Raw genomic sequence first — 19,774 nt, 5'->3', positions numbered from 1 at the left:
CTCCTCATGCGCTGGAAAGCGCTACGGCGCCGGTAGCGAGCAGGTTCAACAACGCCACCGGCAGCATGGCTTTCCAGCCGAAGGTCATGAGCTGGTCATAGCGCGGCCGCGGCAGTGACCCGCGCAGCAGAATAAAGAACAGGATGAAGGCCGCGGTTTTCAGGCAGAACCAGACCAGCGGCGGCAGCCAGGGCCCCAGCCAGCCGCCGAAAAACAAGGTCACGATCATGGCGGAACTGAGAGTAATGCCGAGATACTCGCCGACGAAAAACATGCCGAATTTCATGCCCGAGTACTCGATATGGAAGCCTGCTATCAGCTCCTGCTCGGCTTCGGGCAGGTCGAACGGCGCCCGGCGGCTTTCGGCCACGGCCGCCACCAGAAACACGATAAAGCCCGCAAACTGGGGCAGGATGAACCAGCCGTCGCGCTGGGCCTCGACGATCTCGCGCAGGTTGAACGTGCCGGACAGCATGACCACGCCCATGATGGAAATGCCCATAAACACCTCGTAGCTGACGGTCTGGGCCGCGGCGCGCAGACTGCCCAGCATCGAATATTTGTTGTTGGAGGCATAGCCCGCCAGCACGACGCTATAGACGGACAAGGACGTCAGCGCCAGGAAATAGAGCAGCCCGAAATTGAAATCGATGATGCCGACGCCCGGCGCAAACGGAATCACGGCGAAGCCGGTCAGCATGGTAATGAACACGATCGTGGGCGCCAGCACGAACACCGGTTTGTCGGCAAAAGGCGGAATCCAGTCCTCCTTGAAAAACATCTTGATCATGTCCGCCGCGACCTGAAACAGGCCCAAGGGACCGACCCGGTTGGGCCCGAGCCTATCCTGCCAGACGGCCAACAGCCGGCGCTCCACCCAGATCAGCATCGCCGACACGAAAATCACCGACAGCAGGATGCCGATAATGTCCATAGCACCGCCCAGCCCCGTATTCATGACGGCACCTCCCCGAGCGCTTTTTTCAATGTCGCCGGCTCCGATTGCCGGAACCGCTGGGTTTCCTGCCTGCCGGCCGTTATGCCCAGCAAGCCGGCCGGCAGGCTAGGCTCGATGCTTACGGGCAACACCACGATCGGCCCGCCGGAAAAACAGCTGATTTCGACGCTATCGCCCGCCTGTACGGCCAGCGCCGAGGCATCCGAAGGATTCAGCATGGCCAGGGGACTCGGCGAGCGCTCGGCCAGCGGCGGCGAACGCAGGCTCAATTCCTCGCTACCGAAAATGTGCGGCAGCAGGATGATGCGCCATTGGCTTTTTACCGGCTTAAAGGCATCAGGAATTGCGTTGAACCAATCCAGCGCCCCCGAAGCTTCAATCAATCTGATACCGTAATCGCCGCCCCGTAGATGCCCCCCGATCCCGTCCTGAAATTTGTTGACCGCCTGGTTGGAATTCCAGCCGGGCGCCCAGATAATCGGTTCCAGCGCGGCCGGCACATCAGCTGCCGCGCCTTCCATCGAAAAAGTAAACGGTGTTTCAGGATCAACCGGTCGCTGGGGCTCGCTAATGTTGATATGAGCCTCCATGGCAGTGCGGCCGCTGTAACGCCGGGGCTGACGGGGGATTTTCATGCCGTCGACAGTAAAGCCCGCGCCGGGCGCCGCTTGGGTGATCGCCGTCAGCGCCGGGAAGGCTTCTGCGCAAGCGGCGGTCAGCGCATCAAAACTCAAGTTGTCCATGCCGGCCGACAGCCATTGCCAGCTGCCGCGCACAGGCTCCGGCGCCGGATAAACCTGAAAATAACGTTGCGCCCTGCCCTCGTTATTGACCAGCGTGCCGTCTGTTTCGGCGAACGTCGCGGCCGGCAACAGCAGCGCGGCTTTTTCGGCCGTCTTGCTGCTCAGGCAATCGATGACCGCCACTCGCCCGGCCGCCTGCAAAAACGCATCGACTTCCCAGGCCGGCGCGCGCCGGTAAAGATCGTTCTCAAGGATAATCACGCGGCCGGCATCACGGACCGCCTCGAAAGCCTGCCGCAGGCGCCTTCCGCCCATCATGGCAAGTCCCAGGCTGTTGCATTCAGGCACCGTGAAAGTCAATTGTCTGTCTTTTGCAGGCAGCGCTTTGGCGACATTGTATGCGGCTTCGATGACGGCGTGGCTGGCGCTGGCGGTCCCGGCCACCACCAGCGGACGCCTCGCCTGTCTCAGGCAATCGGCGATAGCGACAGCCAGCGCACGCGCGTCATCATTCAAGCCCGCAGGTTCAGGGGCGCCAGGGTCAAGATCGTGCGCGATGGCAAAACCCAGTCGGGCAATGTCTTCCGGGCTGCCCCGATAAGTATCCGCGGCAGCGTCGTCGAGCCGCGTTGCGCAAACACTGGCGATAAACAATGGGCTACGGTGGTCTATCTGCTGCTCCCTGACGGGCTTGTCCAGCCAGGGCGCTATATTAAGGCTGCGGGCCCGCTCGAAGGCGGCATTGCGCACGGACTGGCGCAACGACAGCGCCAGCCTGGGCGCGCTGTGGGTCACATCCTCGCCCAGAATCAGTACGGCGTCGGCCTGCTCGACCTCCCGCAACGACGGGGAGCGGATGCCGCCATGGCGCAAAATTTCGACAATGGCTTCCAGCAGCGACTGTTCGTTGTCGCCCAGGCCGAGAAAGAAATTTTCCTCGCCGACTCGGCTGCGCAAAGCAAAATTGGCCTCCAGCGAGGCGCGGGGCGAGCCGATGCCGATCGCCCTATCGGCCAGCCAATCGCACAACTGTTGCTGCGCCGCCTCGGGCGTGATATCCATTCGATCATGCATACGCGGTTTTAAGATGCGGTCGGGGCTATTGACGAAACCGTACCCGAAGCGCCCCCGGTCGCAGAGAAAATAGCCGTTGACCTCGCCGTTATAGCGGTTGATGACCCGCCTGAGCTCGCCGTAGCGCTCGCCGGGCGCCGTATTGCAGCCCAGGCCGCAGTGCGCGCATACCGAAGGTGCGGTTTGCAGATCCCATTTGCGCGCATAGTGGGCGCTGAAAGTCCGGTCGGTAAAGACGCCGGTCGGGCAGACTTCGACCAGATTGCCGCTGAATTCGTTTTCCAGCACTCCATCCTCGAAGCGGCCGAAATAGACGTTGTTGTGCATGCCGAATACCTGCAAATCCTTGCCGCCGGCATAATCGCCGTAAAAGCGCACGCAGCGGTAACAGGCGATGCAGCGGTTCATCTCATGATTGATGAACGGCCCCAGATACTGGTTTTTATGCGTGCGCTTCCTGCCGCGATAACGGCGAGTTGTATGGCCGGACATCAGCGTCATGTCTTGCAGGTGACATTCTCCGCCTTCCTCGCAGACCGGGCAATCGTGCGGATGATTGATCATGAGCAGTTCGATGTTGTCGCGGCGGAATTCCCTTGCCTGCTCGGCCTCAATGGAAAGGCGCATGCCGTCCGCCACGGGCGTCATGCAGGCCATGACCAGGCGTCCCTTTTGGTCTTCCGGGTCGTGATAATGGATAACCGCGCACTGCCGGCACGCGCCTACCGAGCCCAGGGCCGGATGCCAGCAAAAGTACGTCAGGTCAAAACCCAGGGCGAGACAGACCGGCAACAGGCTTTCGCCGGCCTCGACCTGATATTGCACGCCGTCGATTTCAATAGTAGCCATCAGCCTTCCCCTGCGCCGGTAATGTAGCGTTCAAAATCCGCGCGGAAAAATTTCAGCGCGCTTTGCAGCGGCTCCATGGCGCCCAGCGCCAATGCGCAGAACGTATGGCCGAGCCCCATCATGCGCGTAAGCCCTGAAAGGGTCTCGAGATCTTCCAGGCGGCCGCGCCCTTCGACGATGTCCTGCAGCAAGGCGGCCGCCCACGGCAGCCCGTCCCGGCAGGGCGTGCACCAGCCGCAGGATTCCTGCGCGAAAAACAGCTCCAGATTCAGTACCATTTTCACGGGACAGGTCTTGTCATCGAGAATGATCAGGCCGCCGGTTCCCATGCGGCTGCCCGCCTTGGCAACCGCTTCGTAATCCATGGGCACGTCCAGTTGCTCGGGCAGCAGAAACTCGGTCGATGCGCCGCCCGGCAGCAAACCGCGCAACGAAAAACCGGCCTGCATGCCGCCCGCCTGTTCTTCGAAGATCTCCCTGATGGGCGTTCCCATGGGCAGTTCCCAGAGACCGGGGCGCTTGACCCGGCCGCTGGCCCCGAACAGTTTCGTGCCGTGATCGGCCCCGCGTCCCAGCCCCTTATACCATTCGACCCCGTAACGGATAATGTGCGGCACGTTGCACAGGGTTTCGATGTTATTAACCACGGTGGGCCTGCCCCACAGCCCGCTGACCACGGCGAACGGCGGCTTGGTGCGAGGATGGGCCCGCTTGCCCTCCAGGGCATTGATCAGCGCCGTTTCCTCGCCGCAGATATAACGCCCGGCGCTGGTATGCAGATGGATGTCCAGGCTGAAATCCGAATTCAGTATGCGCTCGCCCAGATAGTCTTTGGCGCGGGCTTCCTGCAGCGCCTGTTCAAGACGCCGCGCGGCCAGATGGTATTCGGCGCGCAGGAAAATATAAGCGGTCCGGGCCTGGATGGCGTAGGCCGCAATGATCATGCCCTCTATCAACTGATGCGGGTCTTTCTCCAGCAGAAAGCGGTCCTTGAATGTGCCCGGCTCCATCTCGTCGCCGTTGGCGATCAGATAGCGGACCTGGCGCGCATCGTCCATGGGCACCAGGCTCCACTTGAGCCCGGCCGGAAATCCCGAACCCCCGCGCCCCCGAAGCTCCGCATCCTTGACCCACTGCTGCACCTCTTTCGGCTGCAGCTCCTTGACGGCCTTGCGCAAGCCCTGATAACCGCCGGTGCGCTCGTAGTCGGCCAGCGTCGCAAAGAGGCGATCAGGTTCAATGTTCTGGGTCAGCGGCTTGTCCATTTTGTCCATGACGTCACCTGCCCAGCATCTCGTCAACGGTATCGTCCGTGACATCGAGCCGCAGTTGACCGCCCACCAGCACGACCGGCGCATGGTCGCAGGCACCTAGGCAGACAATCGGCAATACCGTGTATTCGCCGTCCGCTGACATCTCGCCCGGTTCGACGTTCAAATGCCGGCACAGGCGTTCCCGGACCTGTTCGGCGCCCAACATCCAGCAGCTGACGCTGTTGCAGTAATGAATGACAGACCTGCCCACGGGCTGGCGGTAGATCAGGTTATAGAAAGTCGCCACGCCTTCCAGTTGCGCCGGCGATATACCCAGCAACTCCGCCACGGCGACCAGGCATTCGTCGGAAACCCAGCGCCGGTATTTCTGCACGATTTTCAGCGCCTCGATGGAAACGGCCGCCTTGTCCGCATAATGCGACATTTCGGCGGTTATCTCCTCTATTTCAACGGAAGTCAGCACGGCAGGTTTCCCGGTCATGTCAGCGGTCCACGTCAGCCATTACAAAATCGATGCTGGCCAGTATCGCAATCAGGTCCGCGATCATCAGACCTTTGCACATCTGCGGGATCATCTGCAGATGCGGGAAAGACGGCGTGCGGATGCGCGTGCGGTAAGACATCGTGCCGCCGTCGCTGGTCAGGTAGTAGCCATTAAGCCCCTTGGTCGCTTCGACGGTCACGCAGGCCTCGCCAGACGGAATCACCGGCCCCCAGCTGACATTGAGGAAATGATCGATCAGGGTTTCTATGTCATGCAGGGTGCGCGCCTTGGGCGGCGGCGTGGTCAACGGATGATCGGCCTTGTAGGGGCCTGCCGGCATGTTGTCCATGCATTGCCTGATGATGCGGATGCTCTGGCGCATCTCTTCGATGCGCACGGCGCAGCGGTCATAACAATCGCCGTGCTGCCCCGTGGGGATGTCAAATTCATAGTTTTCATAACCGGAATACGGGCGCGCCTTGCGGTAATCCCATTCAAAACCCGTGGCGCGCAGCCCCGCTCCGGTCACGCTCCAGCCGATGGCTTCGGCGCTGGTGTAAGTCCCAACGCCCTGAGTACGCCGCCTGATGGTGCTGTTTTTCATGACCATTCTGTCGTATTGATCCAGCCGCGCCGGCAGATAATCGATGAATTCCCGCACGCGTTCGTCCCAGCCTTCGGGCAAGTCCAGCGCCACGCCGCCGATACGGAAATAACTGGAGTGCATGCGCGCACCGCTGATCGACTCCATGATATCGAACACTTTCTCGCGATCGATGAACATATAAAAGATCGGCGACATCTGGCCGATATCCTGGGCAAACGTGCCGTAGAACAGCAGATGGCTGGCCAAGCGGTAGAATTCGGCGATCATGACCCGGATGACTTGCGCGCGCTCCGGGACTTTGATGCCGGCCAGGCGCTCCACGGCCAGCACATAAGGAAAATTGTTCATGGAACCGCCCAGATAATCGACGCGGTCGGTGTAGGGGATATAGGTATGCCAGGACTGGCGCTCGCCCATTTTTTCTGCGCCGCGGTGGTGGTAGCCGATATCGGGCACGGCATCGACAATCTCCTCGCCGTCCAGTTGCAGGGCGACGCGGAAAACGCCGTGCGCACTAGGATGATTGGGGCCGAGGTTCAGGAACAGGAAATCGCTGTCCCCGCTGTGCCGCTGCATGCCCCATTCCTCGGGCACGAAGCGCAGCGCTTCCTGTTCCATGTCTTCGCGTTCGTCGGACAAACGGTAAGGCGCCATTTCCGTCGCGCGGGCCGGATGATCCTTGCGCAGCGGATGCCCGATCCAAGTCGGCGGCATCAGGATGCGTCGAAGATTGGGATGGCCTTCAAAGACGATGCCGAACATGTCCCAGACCTCGCGCTCATACCAGTTGGCCGAGGGCCAGATATCGCAAACGGACGGCAGGGACAGACTGTCCCCGGACAAGGCCACCTTAAGGCGGATATCCTCGTTACGATCAAAAGACAGCAGATGGTAAACGACCGTATAGGCGCTGGCCGGCAGACCCTGCCGCCGGACGCGCTGCCGCTCGTCCACGGCCGACAGGTCGAATAGCATAGCGTAGCCGGGGGGCGCCTCATTTTTAAGAAAGCCGAGGAATGGGCGGATATGTTCCCTGGCCACCCAAAGCGTGGGAATCTTGTCCGCTGTCGGCTGCACGGCAAAAGCGCCGTCGCCGAACCGGTCCGACAGCTCGCGCATGATCCGGTCAGACATGATCGGGCCCCCTTAACTGCCTGGTGCGCATCCTTTCCGGCGTCAACAAATCGCGTTGACTAAGTTTGGGCGCTCTAATCACGCCCTGATCGCCGACCACCCAGCTCAATGGCCGCCTTTCCTGGCCGATAGCCTGTTGCAGCAGCATCAAGCCCTGCAGCAAGGCTTCCGGTCGCGGCGGACAGCCCGGCACGTAGACATCGACCGGCAGAAACTTGTCCACGCCCTGCACGACGCTGTAAATGTCATACATGCCGCCCGAGTTCGCGCAGGAGCCCATGGAAATGACCCAGCGCGGCTCCAGAAGCTGATCATAGAGCCGCTTGACAACCGGTGCCATCTTGCAGAAGACCGTGCCCGAAATGACGATCAGATCCGCCTGTCTGGGCGATCCCCGGATCACTTCGGAGCCGAAGCGAGCGATATCGTGGCGGCTCGTGAACGCGGTCGCCATTTCCACATAACAGCAGGAAAGCCCGAAATTGAACGGCCAGACGGAATTGGCCTGTCCCCAGGCCACCATATTCTCAAGCTTGGCGAACAGAAAATTGCGACGCATCGCCTCTTCGTAGGTCTGCCGACCAGGTCTTGGCGCGGTATCGCTCTCGGCTTTAGTCAGATGCCAGTGCATGGTTCACTCCCGCCGCCCGGATTTTTGAGCATCGATACGCTGCCGACGCGTGCGCCAATCGAGCGCGCCGATAGACCACAGATAGATTAATGCCGCCAATAACACGCCGATGAAAATCAACGCCTCGATAAAACCCGGCCAGCCGGATTCGCGCAAAGCCACCGACCAGGCGAACAGAAACACTGATTCCATATCGAAAATCACGAAAAAGATGGCGAGCAGGTAAAACTGGATGGAAAAGCGGATATGAACGTCGCCAGCCGGCACGATGCCCGACTCGAACGGCTCATTGGCGGCCTTGGCGCTGTGACGCTGCCCTAGAAAATAAGCGCCTCCGAGCATGACGCCGGTGACAGCAAGCACGGCCCCGAAATAGACGATGAGCGGCAGGAGGTCGGAGACAAGCGTGGCTTCAATGTTCATTAATAAAGTGCCTCTGTTGATCAATAGCCCAAAAACAGTAACCACACCGTCAAGTGTGATGTCCAGGTAGATTCAACAAACATCAACATCCGAAGATCACTCATGCTCCTTGCCTGAATAAGAGTTGAAAAAAAGGCTAATGGTTCAACTGAGCATTGGGAGGCCTAGCCGATGGGCATTGCATTTCTCGCGGGCTTTGGGAGTTTCAGTCGGAAGCTGATGCTATGTTAGCCATATAAACTGCCGAAATTTCATGTGCGATGAGTATAATAGAAGAATCAATTCCGCTGATTTATACTGAAAATCACTAAACGATCGCAATCCGGGTTAACCGCCATGTCCAGCCCTGCATCGCCAACCTCGCCGCATATCGAGAAACTGCTGGATGCGGCCAATTCCGCATCGCAGACGGTAGCGGCGCTTCATGTCGCGTTTATCGCGTTCGCCGCCTATCTCGGCGTCATCGTCTGGGGCACCACGCATGAAGACCTGCTTCGCATCAGCCCGGTCAATCTGCCGATTCTGAATGTGGACCTGCCGCTGACCACCTTTTACGCCTTCGCGCCGTGGATGGTAGTCCTGCTGCATTTCAACCTGCTCATGCAATTGGAGCTGCTCTCCAACAAGCTTTGGAACCTGGATAATGACCTGCCTGACACGCCTGCCGGGCAACAAATACGCGACCGCCTGTTCCTCTTCCCTTTCACGCACCTGATCGTAGGGCGCTCCGCTGTCTGGCTGATCCGCTGGCTGCTGTCTCTGGTCGTCGGCATCACTATCATTGCCTTGCCTTTATTTATATTGCTGGCGGCCCAGGTTCGCTTCCTGCCGTTTCACGACGAAGCCATCACCTGGTCCCAGCGCCTCGCGGTTTGGGCCGATGCCGCCATGCTGCTCGCCCTGTGGCCGTTAATCGCCTCGCCCCAGGACAGAGCCCGGGAATGGTGGCGAAACTTCGCCTTTAAGCTGCTGGGTTATTGGCCATCATTGCTTCGCTATTCAGCAACCCTGGCATGGAACAAGCTGGTGCGATCGATTCAGCGCCACTGGCCGAACCGTCGCTGGCGTGAATTACCCCCTCACCCCGTGCAGCAAGCCGGAACCGAACCCAAAGGCATGATTGTCTTGCTGGTCTCGGTGCCGTTAGTGGTTCTGCTCAGCATTATCGCACTGGTCCCCGGCAGTATTACCGTGCAGACTTATTACCTGCCGGCGGAAGATAACTCGCCTGAAGAGGCTCCCGGCTATTTCGAAGACTGGCTGATCCGAAGGATGCCCGAGTCATGGCTGAGTGTTGCCGCCCACAAATATGATGTCGTTTCCTGCACATCGTTAGCGCAGGCTGAAAAGACTGACGCTTTTATTCTCCAGGTCATGCCAGGCCCCTGCTCGTGGTTCAATTGGGGCCTTTTTCCGCGTAACCTAAATCTCAGGGAAGCCAGGCTGGTTCCTAAAGAGGTTTCCCTGTCGTTGTTGACGCGTGCGACAGACCCGGATAAAGAAATTCGTGACGCGGCTTTCCAGGAATTCGACGGCCTTAATTTGCAAAATCGCGACCTGCGCTTCGCCAATTTGTATGGGGCAGTGTTACCCAAAGCGGATATTCGGCATGTCCAGCTGCAGGGTGCGGTCCTGCTAAAAGCGAAACTCCAGGGCGTGGTCGGCTGGGACAAGACGCAACTGCAGGGCGCAATCCTGGGCGGGACGCAACTGCAAGGCGCGGTTCTGACCGAGGCGGATCTGCAGGGCGCGGATCTGCGCGGGGCGGATCTTCAAGGGGCGGACCTGAGCTGGGCAAGGCTGCAAAGCGCCGATCTGCGCGGCGCTAATCTGCAGGGCGTGGATTTGCGCGGAGCGCAACTGCAGGGCGCGGATCTGCGCGGTGCACGATTGCAGGGCACCATCCTGCGCAAGGCGAATTTGCAAGGCGCGGATCTGGTCCACGCGGATCTGCGGGCGGCGGACTTGACCATGGCGGAACTGCAGGGCGCGGCGCTGCGTAAGGTGAAACTGCAAGGAAGCGACTGGTCGGAAGCCCGTCTCGACGGGGTGTTCATCGTCGACGCGTCATGGACGGGCTGGGATGAGCGGCAACAGCGCAAGTTGGAAACGGCTCTCAGGCAAATACTGGACACGGAAAAATTCAGGGCCTTCGAGGCCCGCATGACGCATGCCGACACTGGCATGCTGCCGGGCAAGGCGGCCAGCCGAACAGGCTGCTACAGCGACAGCCGAGCCCTGTTAAAATGCGAATACGCTGATCCGTCGCGTCTTAATGCCTATCGTACCCATGTACTGCACCCGAAATTGATCGAGCTGGCTTGTGCCGATGCGTCAATTGCGCCGGGCATTACAAGACGCGCGCTGGAAAACGCCACGGCCAAGGAAGCCGATTATGGTCTGGCGGCCGCCCTGCTTAATGTACTGGACGCGCCGGAAACCTGTGACGGCCTGGACACACTGCCGGAGCAATTACGGCAACAATTACGGCATGCGGCGGAACAACAGAAAAGCCAGGACAGGCCGAAATGAGACATTGGCACCTGAATTTGCGGATTACCTGAACTCCTGCGTACACGCTAACCTGAATATTTCACCACGAAGGACACGAAGTACACGAAGGCTTAGCAATTCAATTTCATAATGAGCTCATGAAGTTATCGGTGAGAGTTGGTAATGCCATGATTTTCTTCGTGTTCTTCGTGTTCTCTGTGGTTTCATGAAATATCCGGGCTAAGAAGAGTCCCTGGTTCCCACGGTCCTCCGTGGGAACCCATACCGAGCTTTGAGCGCGGCATGTCATGTGCAAGCCCGGTATGAGCGCGAAACGAGTACAGTTCAGCCCGTAAACGAACGCGCCCTTGACGATATAGCGATCGTCATGCGGTTTTTTCCGCTTCGACTTCAATCATTACCATAGCCACATGCGCCTGGCCATCCGCTGCCAGCGGCACTTTCTCCAGATATCCCGAACAAACTTCTTCGATAAACGCCGCCCTTTTTTCTTCGGGAATCCGCCCCGTATAGGGCAGCCATGTGGTTCGAATCCAGCCTTCCAGCCCTGATTTACCATCATGCGTCATATCCTTGGGAATGAGCTCAACACGATTGATGGAAAATCCGGATTCCTTCAATAGCCATCGATATTCCTCGACACCGGGAAACGTGTAAGGAAATTCGAATCCGGTAAAATATCGTGCCCATTCATGCGAAGCTTTAACCTCGTCAATAGCCGAAATGATTCCTTCGGCATCGCCTTTGCCTCCCATGCGCAGGAGAATTTTCCCTCCCGTCCGGAGGCTTTTATACAAGCCTTCAATAACAGGCTGATGGTTCTTGACCCAATGCAGCACGGCATTCGAGAACACCACATCAAAGCATTCCGCAAACGATAAATCACTGGCATCCATCACTTGAAACGAAAGATTCGGATGTCTGGAATGAGGATAGGTCTCCTTTGCCAGCGCTATCATTTGCCTTGAGTTATCAATGCCGACCACCGAGCCCCCGGCCACTAGCCGGGCGATTTCCGCCGTTACTTTTCCATCGCCGCAACCTAAATCAAGAACAGCCTCCCCACCTCTTAAATCCAGATTCGCAATCAGTTCTCTCGCCCATTTTTGTTGAGCTTGTGAGTTTCTTTCGTAATCCTTGGCATTCCAACGGTATTTATTCATATTTTCCTTTTTACATGACAAATAAAGATGTGGCTCCAGGCATCCGGTTTAAAGACGGGCTTAACCGGGCACCTGCACCGGAAATGACGGCTGGGCCAGGGCGCACTGCAGTTCATCAAAATCGACCGGTTTGGTCAGATAACCGTTGAATCCGGCTTTCCTCGCCTGTTCTCGATCCACCTGCCGGCCGTAGCCGCTCAGGGCGATCAGATGCGTCTTTTCCAGACCCGGATGTTGCCTTAGCGCCCGAGCAACCGTGTAACCGTCCATGCCCGGCAGGCCGATGTCGAGCAGCACGACCTCCGGCCGTTCAGCCAGCGCGGTTTCCAGCGCCGCGTGGCCGTCATAGGCCAAGCTTACGGCATGCCCCACGGTGTTCAACAGCAGGGACAGACTCTGGGCGGCATCGCGGTTATCGTCGACCACCAGAATACGGAACGAGCCCTCGGTCGGCTTAACGCCGGCATGATAAAAAATCGGCACGTCCGGCGCTTGCGGCAGGCAAGGCAGCCGGACGACGAATTCACTGCCCTTGCCGCGCCCCTCGCTGATGGCCCAGACCTCGCCGCCGTGCATCGTTACCAGGCTTTTAACCAGCGCCAGACCGATGCCCAGGCCGCCTTCCGAGCGGTCGATGGTCCGGTCCACTTGATAGAACAGCTGAAACAGGCCGGGCAGCGCCGAAGGATCAATGCCTCGGCCATTGTCGCGGACCCGGATGAAGATTTCGTTGTCGCCTCGTTCCACGGTCAGCGTTATGCAGCCTTCTTCGTCGGTATACTTGGCGGCATTGTTGATCAGGTTCGAGACGACTTGCGACAGCCTCACCAGGTCGCCTTCGACGATGACCGGCTCAGGCGGCAGGTGCACGGAAAATTCATGACGGTGCGCCTCCATCAGCGGCTGGCTGGTTTCGACCGCCCGCTGCACGATGGTCGAAATCTCCAGGAGCTCTCTCTTGAGCTCGATCTTGCCGCGACTGATGCGCGAAACGTCCAGCAGGTCGTCGACCAGACGCACCAGGTGTTCGACCTGACGGCCGATAACATCGTGGCACCAGGCCAGGCGCTTCTTGTCCAGACTGAAGTGTTTCATGATGTGCACCGCGTTGCTGATCGGTGCCAAAGGATTGCGCAATTCGTGGGCCAGCATGGCCAGGAATTCATCCTTGCGGCGGTCGGCCTCGCGCATGGCCGCCTCGGCCTGTTTGCGCTCGGAAATATCCCGGCTCACGGTGGCGATACCCACCGGCTCGCCGGTACTGTCCTTGATGAAGAACACGTTATAGATCATCCAGATGGCGGCGCCGGTTTTAAAATGGCGGAACCTGATTTCCACATCCGCGTGGCCGTCGCGCAACACCCTCGGGAAAAATTCATTAATGATAAAATGCCGGTCTTCGGGGAAAAAAAGTTCCTCAATCGGCGTCCGGCCGCACTGCTCCACACTGTCCAGACCGATCAGACGCATGCCGGCTTCGTTGATGTAGAACGAATTGAAATTCATATCGCACATGCTGATGAATTCCATGCTGTTGTCGGCCAGCGACACGAATTTTTGCCGCTCCAACTCCATATGCTTGCGCTCGGTAATGTCGCGCAGGGCGATGACGTAGCCTGGCTGCCCGTCCCATTCCACCGGCGCGGAACGCATTTCCGCCCAGGCCAGACCGTCCGGACGGATCAGATTAATGTCCTGATGGCTGTTTTTATTGGGATTGACCGGAATCGCCAGCGATTGGCCGACTATCGGGCTGCGCGCCAGCAGGGTCTCGGCGGCTTGATTGGCATAGAGTACGACGCCGCCGCTATCGACAACCAAAACGCCGTCGGTAATGGTTTCGAGGATCAGGTCGAGCTTGGAAAGGTGCGTGGCCATGGTGGGTAAGTTTGCTTAAACGATGACGGTTTGTACGCCTATGCCTTTAGCCTGTGTGGTAATGGCCGCGATGACTGACGGGACGCGCGACAGGTCGCCGAGCAGCTTCAGCACCGGTTCCGGCACATCGCGCACCAGCATCGGCGTTGCAAATACGTCTTTTTCCAGCGCTTTTTCCGGCATGCCCAGCACTTCGACGACATCCAGAACCCATTGTCCCGGATCGTAAAGCTTGGATAGCGCGGTCGAGATCTGCTCGACCAGCGCGCGGGTTTCGTTGTTCAACGATACCACATACAAGGTTAACACCAGCTTATGCTGCATTACGTTCCGTTGTTCCTGAAACTTGGCGGTACGGACAATCTGGGCGATATTGCGAATTTGCGTCGAAGACAGCGGCTTGCTGGCCAGTTCGAACTGAAAGCCTTCCTCATGGATGTCTTTCAGTTGATCCATATACTCGCTGGCAAAAGCCGTGACGATGTAGACATTCAGCGTTTTGTCGATGGTTTTCAGCCGGCGCAGGGTTTCCACCCCATCGATGCCGGGCATGCGCAGATCAAGAAAAATCAGATCGGGACGTTCGGCAAGGGTCAGTTCGATGCCTTGCAAACCGTTCTCGGCTTCGCGAACCGCGAAGTTGTCGTCTTCCAGAATCAGTTTAAAGGCGCCGCGCACTGCCGGATCGTCGTCTATTACCAGAATTTTACTTACCATTTGGTGGGTCTCTTGATTATTGGAATCTAAATGTTCAAACATAGGAAAATTGCAGCCGCATGCAGCAGCCGTGTTCGTGTAAACTTTCCACCTGTATCGTGCCGCCGACGTCCTGAACCAGGCGGCGGATGACCGACAGGCCCAGTCCGGTTCCTTTTCCTGGCGGCTTGGTGGTATAAAACGGGTCGAAAATCTTGCTTTGCACCTCTTGCGGAATGCCGTGGCCATTGTCGGTCACGCTCAGCTCCAGCATGCCCTCCTTGGGCCTGGCCGAGATTCTGATTTGAGGCTGCGCGCTGTCGACCAGCGCGTCACGGGCATTAATGATCAGATTGACCAGGATCTGCTGCAGACTGTCGGCGCTACAGTGGATAGCCGGCAAATTATCGGCGGCATCGACCTCGACGGCTATGCCCTGCTTGCCCAGTTCGCCTTCCAGCAGCAGCAGGCTCTGCCTGATGACCTCCGTGATCCGGCAGTTGTCACTGGGGGTCGATCGGCTGTGGACAAATACCAGCATGTTGCTGACGATCTTCTTGATGCGGTGAATCTGCTGCAGCGCCTGATCGAGAACTTCCCTCGATTTTTCATCGCTGCTTCGGCTGCCGGCGAATTCGACAAAATTCATCACGCCCATCAGCGGATTGTTGATTTCATGCGCCACGCCGCCCACCAATGTCCCCAGCGCCGAGAGTTTTTCCATCTGCAGCATGTGCTCCTGATTTTCCTGCAGTTTGGTGTAGGCCTGCCGGGTTTGTTCCAGGAGCCGGGCGTTTTCCAGGGAAATCGCGGCCTGGGCGGTCAACAGTTCGGTCATGTCGGTTTTTTCGACGGTAAAGACGCCGGCCGACAGCCGGTTTTCCAGATACAGCAACCCGATCAGTTCGTTCTGCTTGATGATCGGCAGGCACAGCACCGAACGCAGTTTGAGCGCCTGGACTTCCGGCGTGTTCTGAAACTCGCCTTCGGCCAAGGCATCATGCAGCAGCACTTTTTTACGCGTGCGCAACGCGTAGTTGACGATGGCACGGCTGATGATGCCGCGGAACTGGTCAAGGCTGAGATGCTTGCGGTTAACGATGTGTTTTCTGCCGACATGGCTTTCGGCGGCAACCAGCAGTTCATCCGCTTCCTTGATCAGCAGATAGCCATGCTGCGCGCCCGAGCTTTCCAGCACCACGCTCATGATTTTCTGCATGAGCTGGTTCAGGTCGACTTCAGCCGACAGGGCCAGCGCCGATTTCATCAGGTAATTGAAGTCGAGATTCGGCAGCGTGTCCGACACATCGGGGCTACCGGCTCTATCGGCGCGCGCGATGTAGTCCGAGTCGGTTTCGGGGTGACGCTGCCGCAACAGCGCGCTTTTGCGATCGGCGCGGCAGGCCCGGTAGATGCGTTGCGCGGCGCAGTAGTAAAGTTGGGCATCGCCGAGCTTGCCGGCGGCCACCACCTCCGCCAGGGCTTCATACAAATGACCGGCGAGAAAACCGTAGTTTTGCGCCTGGGCGGTCGCGATGGCATCCAGGTACAGGTTGCGAGCCTCGCGCATCTGGTTGCGGGCGCGGGCAATCTCGGCATGCACAAAGGCCAGAAAAGGTTGCAGCAACGGCCCGAGGCGGGCCCAGGTTTCCAGTTCCGCCAGCAGCGGCGCGATTTCCGCTTCAAGCGCCGGCCCGTCGGCGCCTTCCGGCCAGCGCAGGCGATTGACGATACGGAACACATACCAGAGGCGTTTCAGCACGTTATCGGTCAAACCGTGCAGATAACGTTCCACCATTCGCAAGGATACGGCCGCCGCGGCGTAATCGCCCAGATAATGCTGGGCAAACCCCAGCAGCGCGAAATAACTGCCCGAAGCGGCGACATAATTGTCGGTTTCCCAGCGCGCCAGCGTTTCGCTCATGTCCACCGGCTGGTAATCGGGTTTCATCGGCGCCACCCAGCCGGCCAGCACGGCTTCGGCCAGGCCGACCGAGAACGACAGCTGGTTCTTGCGGGAAAAATGCAGGCATTCCTCGGCGGCTTCTTCAACCAGGCGCAGGTTTTTGCCCTGCACCTGCAGATTCCACATCAACGGGCCGTAGGACAGGCCGGCGTTATAGAGATCGCCGCAATTCTTGCCGCACTGTATGGCTTTATGGCTGTAATCGACGATCTCGGCCGGATGGCTGCGCGAGTGCATGTTGCACCAGACGATGCCGTTCATGCCCCGGGTGGCGCCAAAGGTGTTGGGGTGTTTTTCGCACAGGTCGTGCGCCAGATCCTGGTACAGGAAGGCCTGTTCGAACTTGCCCTGCTCGCCGAGATTGAGGCCCATGATCGAAAACGAATAAATCACCGATTCATCCATGCCGCCGTGCAGACAGTGCAGCGTCGATTGCGCCGCCGACAGATACAGCTGCGGCACCAGGCCGGACATGTAGAGATCGGGGATCAGCTCGCTGTAGAACGCCAGTTCGATCTTGCTTTTCCGGTCCTGGGTAAAAGGCATGTTCAGGATAGTGGTCCAGACGTCGCCTTGCCGTTCGATATCCGCCATCAGGTCCAGCATCCGCTGATTGGCCGTCTCGGGCTGCTCGGGAATCGATTTGTCGAAATAGGCCAGGCCGCGGTTGGCGGTCGCTATCGCCCTGTTGAAATTGCCGAACGACGACAAAGAGGTGGTCTGTTCCGCCAGGGCCTCGGCTTTGTCCAGGTCGCTGGCGGCGTATTCGATCAGATGATTAAGCAGCACTTCGGATTTTTCGTAACGGCCGCACATCAGTTCTGTCTTGGCCAGACGTTGATGAATGCGGAAAGTCAGCTCGTAAGCCTGTTGCCAGCAATCATCCGGCAGATAATCGTGGGCTTTCTGGAAAAATTCGTTGGCGGCATCGCCGGCCAGCGCATCCAGCGCCTTATTGCCGGCATGGAAATTGATGTCGACCAACCGGTACGCCAGTTCATGGCTTATATCGGCCGGACGGCCCAGGTTGAGGTGGGCCGCTATGGTAAACAGGTTATCCAGGGTTTCCAGGTCGGTTCCAGCCGGTATCGCTTGCAGCAGGCGGTTGCCGATACGCCAGTGGATGGCCGGCCGGTCCTCGGGGTTGACCTGGCGCAGCACCGCTTCCTGCACCCGGTCGTGCACGAACTGCAAATCGGATTTATTCTCCAGCAGCATGCCCAGATTCAGGACCGGCTTCAAATCCTCAAACAGCTGTTCGATGCGCATCTCCAGCACCAGCGCCACATCCTCGACGCTGAAACGGTTGCCCATACAGGCGCAGTGGTCGAGGATATACAGGGTTTTCAAAGGCAGTTTGCCCACCTTCGAACTGAACAATTCCACCACCGAGGTCGGCATCCGCGTGTCGCGAATCCGCTTGATATCCCAGTGCCAGTGCTGCTCGGCGTCGGTATTGAGCAGATTCTCGTTATAAAGCCAGGCCAGGCTTTCGCTGACAAACAGCGGGTTGCCTTCGGTGAGATGCGCGATGAATTCCGCCAGCGAGGCCGTGGTCTCCAACGTGGAATTAAGAATATAGGCCACCATCTCGTGACAGTCGGCATCGCTCAGCGCCTCCACGCGGATTTGCGCGAACGGGCTCTGGTTTTCCTGGATCTTGCGGATGAGCTTGCTGAGCGGATGGCTGCCGTCGACTTCGTTGTGCCGGTAGGCGCCCATGAAAAACAGAAAGGGATGCTCATGATGGTTGTCGAACAGGTTCTGCAGAAAATCGAAGGTGGCGCTGTCGCACCATTGCAAATCGTCGATAAACAGCACCAGCGGATTGTCCTCGCTGGCCAGGCAGGCCAGGAACCGGCCGAACAGGTTGTTGAAACGGTTGCGGGCCTCCACCGGCGGCAGGTGCGGCACTTCCGGCTGCGGCCCGATGATGAATTCCAGTTCCGGCAGGACATCGATGATGACGCTGCCGCTGTTTCCCACGACCTCGAGTATTTTGCTCCGCCACTGCCGCACCCGCCCGTCGCTTTCGGTCAGAAAGATGCGCATCAGATTGCGCAAGGCCTGGATCAGCGAACTGTAGGGGATGTTTTTCTGGTATTGGTCGAATTTGCCGGACGTGAAGTAGCCGCGATTTTTCACCAGCGGCTTTTGCAGTTCCTGAATCAGCCGGGTTTTGCCGATGCCGGACAGGCCGGAAATAAACACCGAGCGGAACTTGCCGCTGATGACCTCCCGGTATTGCTGCTGTATCAGCTTGCTTTCGGCCTGGCGGCCCACCATTTTCGAAATAAAAACAACCCGGCGGCTGCGGTCGTACTGGCCCACCGTAAACGCCGACACGTAACCGTTGGCGGCGTATTCATTCTTGCAGCGGATCAAGTCGGCCAGCAACCCCGAGGTGCTCTGATAACGTTTCTCCGGCTGCTTGACGGTAAGCTTGGCGATGATATCGGCCAAGGCCCGGGGAATACTCGGCTTGATCTGATTGGCTTTAGGCGTTTCCTCGGCCAGATGCGAATGGATCAGCTCCAGCGGATCACTGGAAAAAAAAGGCAGCCGGCCGGTCAGCAGCTCGTAAAACACGATCCCCAAAGAATACAAATCGGTGGAAAAATCCACTCTGTAATTGATGCGGCCAGTCTGCTCCGGCGAGGTGTAAGCCAGGGTATGGCGCACGAATTCCGGATCGTAGATAAAATGGCTGACGTCACGAATGTCGAGCGGGGTGATGAAATCGGTCAGCCGCAGGGTCAGCGTTCCCGGCTGCAACAGAATATTGTGGGGTTTGACGCCGCCGTGGGTAATGCCGGCATCGTGTACCGCCTGCAGCGTATCGGCCAGGGTGCAGGCCAGGGTGAAAAAATCGTTGAGATCGAGCTTGTCCTGTTGTTTCATCCAACCATTCAGCGGTTGCCCGGCGAACCAGGGCTGGACGATAAATTGCAGTTCGCCGTAGGATTCCAGGGCGAGCGGCGTGGACACACGGGGATCATGCAGCACTTTCAGGCGTTCGATTTTCTGGCGCAGATGCCGGGACTGGTCATCCCAGCTCGACAGCTGCTTCAGCAGCTTGATAACCAGCGGCTGGTCGGGAACGTGCTTGTGGTAGCCCTTGAACACCACGGCCTGCAAGCTTTCCCCCAGCTTTTCGGTAACAACGTAGTTACCTAGTTTCGGCGCGCTCAGCGGTTGATTATATTTCGCTGTTAAATCAATCACTTGAGTCATAACTTTTGGCGGGATAGAGTGATATCGGGCATGATGCAGTCATTATTACGCTAATCACCATCGTTTCACGACGATGAGGCGGTAGCAGGGATGGATTTAAATGAACGACAGAAATGTTTCATAGGCTTTACAAGCAATTGCTACTG

At 58.3% G+C, this 19,774-nt stretch carries 12 protein-coding genes; 1 reads left to right on the top strand and 11 read right to left on the bottom strand.

Features of this window, described 5'->3' with window-relative positions; genetic code table 11:
- Positions 1-4 precede the first annotated feature (4 nt).
- The 7 genes from nuoH to ndhC are packed head-to-tail and all read right to left on the bottom strand — an operon-like array spanning position 5 to position 8,177.
- Positions 5-958 (bottom strand): NADH-quinone oxidoreductase subunit NuoH, encoded by a 954-nt coding sequence (gene nuoH / locus METMA_RS0120440; RefSeq protein WP_020160977.1) that lies wholly within the window; start codon positions 956-958, stop codon positions 5-7.
- Positions 955-3,624, bottom strand: a complete 2,670-nt coding sequence (nuoG, locus tag METMA_RS0120435; RefSeq protein ID WP_020160976.1) for an NADH-quinone oxidoreductase subunit NuoG — start codon at positions 3,622-3,624, stop codon at positions 955-957. The genes nuoH and nuoG overlap by 4 nt, the downstream gene beginning before the upstream one ends.
- Positions 3,624-4,898, bottom strand: a complete 1,275-nt coding sequence (nuoF, locus tag METMA_RS0120430) for an NADH-quinone oxidoreductase subunit NuoF (protein ID WP_020160975.1) — start codon at positions 4,896-4,898, stop codon at positions 3,624-3,626. Before nuoF ends, nuoG begins: the two co-directional genes overlap by 1 nt.
- Before the next feature lie 4 nt (positions 4,899-4,902).
- Positions 4,903-5,379, bottom strand: coding sequence for an NADH-quinone oxidoreductase subunit NuoE (gene nuoE, locus METMA_RS0120425; protein WP_020160974.1), 477 nt, complete (start codon positions 5,377-5,379; stop codon positions 4,903-4,905).
- Position 5,380: 1 nt separating this feature from the next.
- Complete coding sequence (gene nuoC, locus METMA_RS0120420; protein ID WP_020160973.1) at positions 5,381-7,123, bottom strand: NADH-quinone oxidoreductase subunit C/D; 1,743 nt, start codon at positions 7,121-7,123, stop codon at positions 5,381-5,383.
- Positions 7,116-7,754: a NuoB/complex I 20 kDa subunit family protein gene (locus METMA_RS0120415; protein ID WP_020160972.1), complete on the bottom strand. Its 639-nt coding sequence runs from the start codon at positions 7,752-7,754 to the stop codon at positions 7,116-7,118. The genes nuoC and METMA_RS0120415 overlap by 8 nt, the downstream gene beginning before the upstream one ends.
- 3 nt (positions 7,755-7,757) lie before the next feature.
- Positions 7,758-8,177 carry an NADH-quinone oxidoreductase subunit A gene (gene ndhC / locus METMA_RS0120410; RefSeq protein ID WP_020160971.1) on the bottom strand — a complete coding sequence of 140 codons (420 nt, stop codon included), beginning with the start codon at positions 8,175-8,177 and terminating at the stop codon, positions 7,758-7,760.
- 336 nt (positions 8,178-8,513) lie between these two features.
- Between ndhC and METMA_RS0120405 the strand changes: the two genes are divergently transcribed.
- A complete protein-coding gene (locus tag METMA_RS0120405; protein WP_020160970.1) occupies positions 8,514-10,709 on the top strand; it encodes a pentapeptide repeat-containing protein in 2,196 nt (731 codons plus the stop codon).
- Positions 10,710-11,056: 347 nt separating this feature from the next.
- Here METMA_RS0120405 and METMA_RS0120400 read toward each other — a convergent pair whose 3' ends face one another.
- From METMA_RS0120400 to METMA_RS0120385, 4 genes are read right to left on the bottom strand one after another with little or no spacing between them, the layout of a single operon-like run.
- Entirely contained in the window at positions 11,057-11,854 is a 798-nt protein-coding gene (locus METMA_RS0120400) for a methyltransferase domain-containing protein (RefSeq protein WP_020160969.1), read from the bottom strand.
- A 60-nt stretch (positions 11,855-11,914) separates the two neighbouring features.
- A complete protein-coding gene (locus tag METMA_RS0120395; RefSeq protein WP_020160968.1) occupies positions 11,915-13,732 on the bottom strand; it encodes a hybrid sensor histidine kinase/response regulator in 1,818 nt (605 codons plus the stop codon).
- A 15-nt stretch (positions 13,733-13,747) separates the two neighbouring features.
- On the bottom strand, positions 13,748-14,449 hold the full coding sequence (locus tag METMA_RS0120390; protein ID WP_027147501.1) for a response regulator: 702 nt from the start codon (positions 14,447-14,449) through the stop codon (positions 13,748-13,750).
- A 34-nt stretch (positions 14,450-14,483) separates the two neighbouring features.
- Positions 14,484-19,628: an AAA family ATPase gene (locus tag METMA_RS0120385; RefSeq protein ID WP_020160966.1), complete on the bottom strand. Its 5,145-nt coding sequence runs from the start codon at positions 19,626-19,628 to the stop codon at positions 14,484-14,486.
- Between the last annotated feature and the right edge of the window lie 146 nt (positions 19,629-19,774).

The organism is Methylobacter marinus A45 (assembly GCF_000383855.1).
Taxonomy (GTDB): domain Bacteria; phylum Pseudomonadota; class Gammaproteobacteria; order Methylococcales; family Methylomonadaceae; genus Methylobacter; species Methylobacter marinus.
Note: the sequence above shows the minus strand (reverse complement) of the source record. Positions and strands in the feature narration are given on the sequence as shown.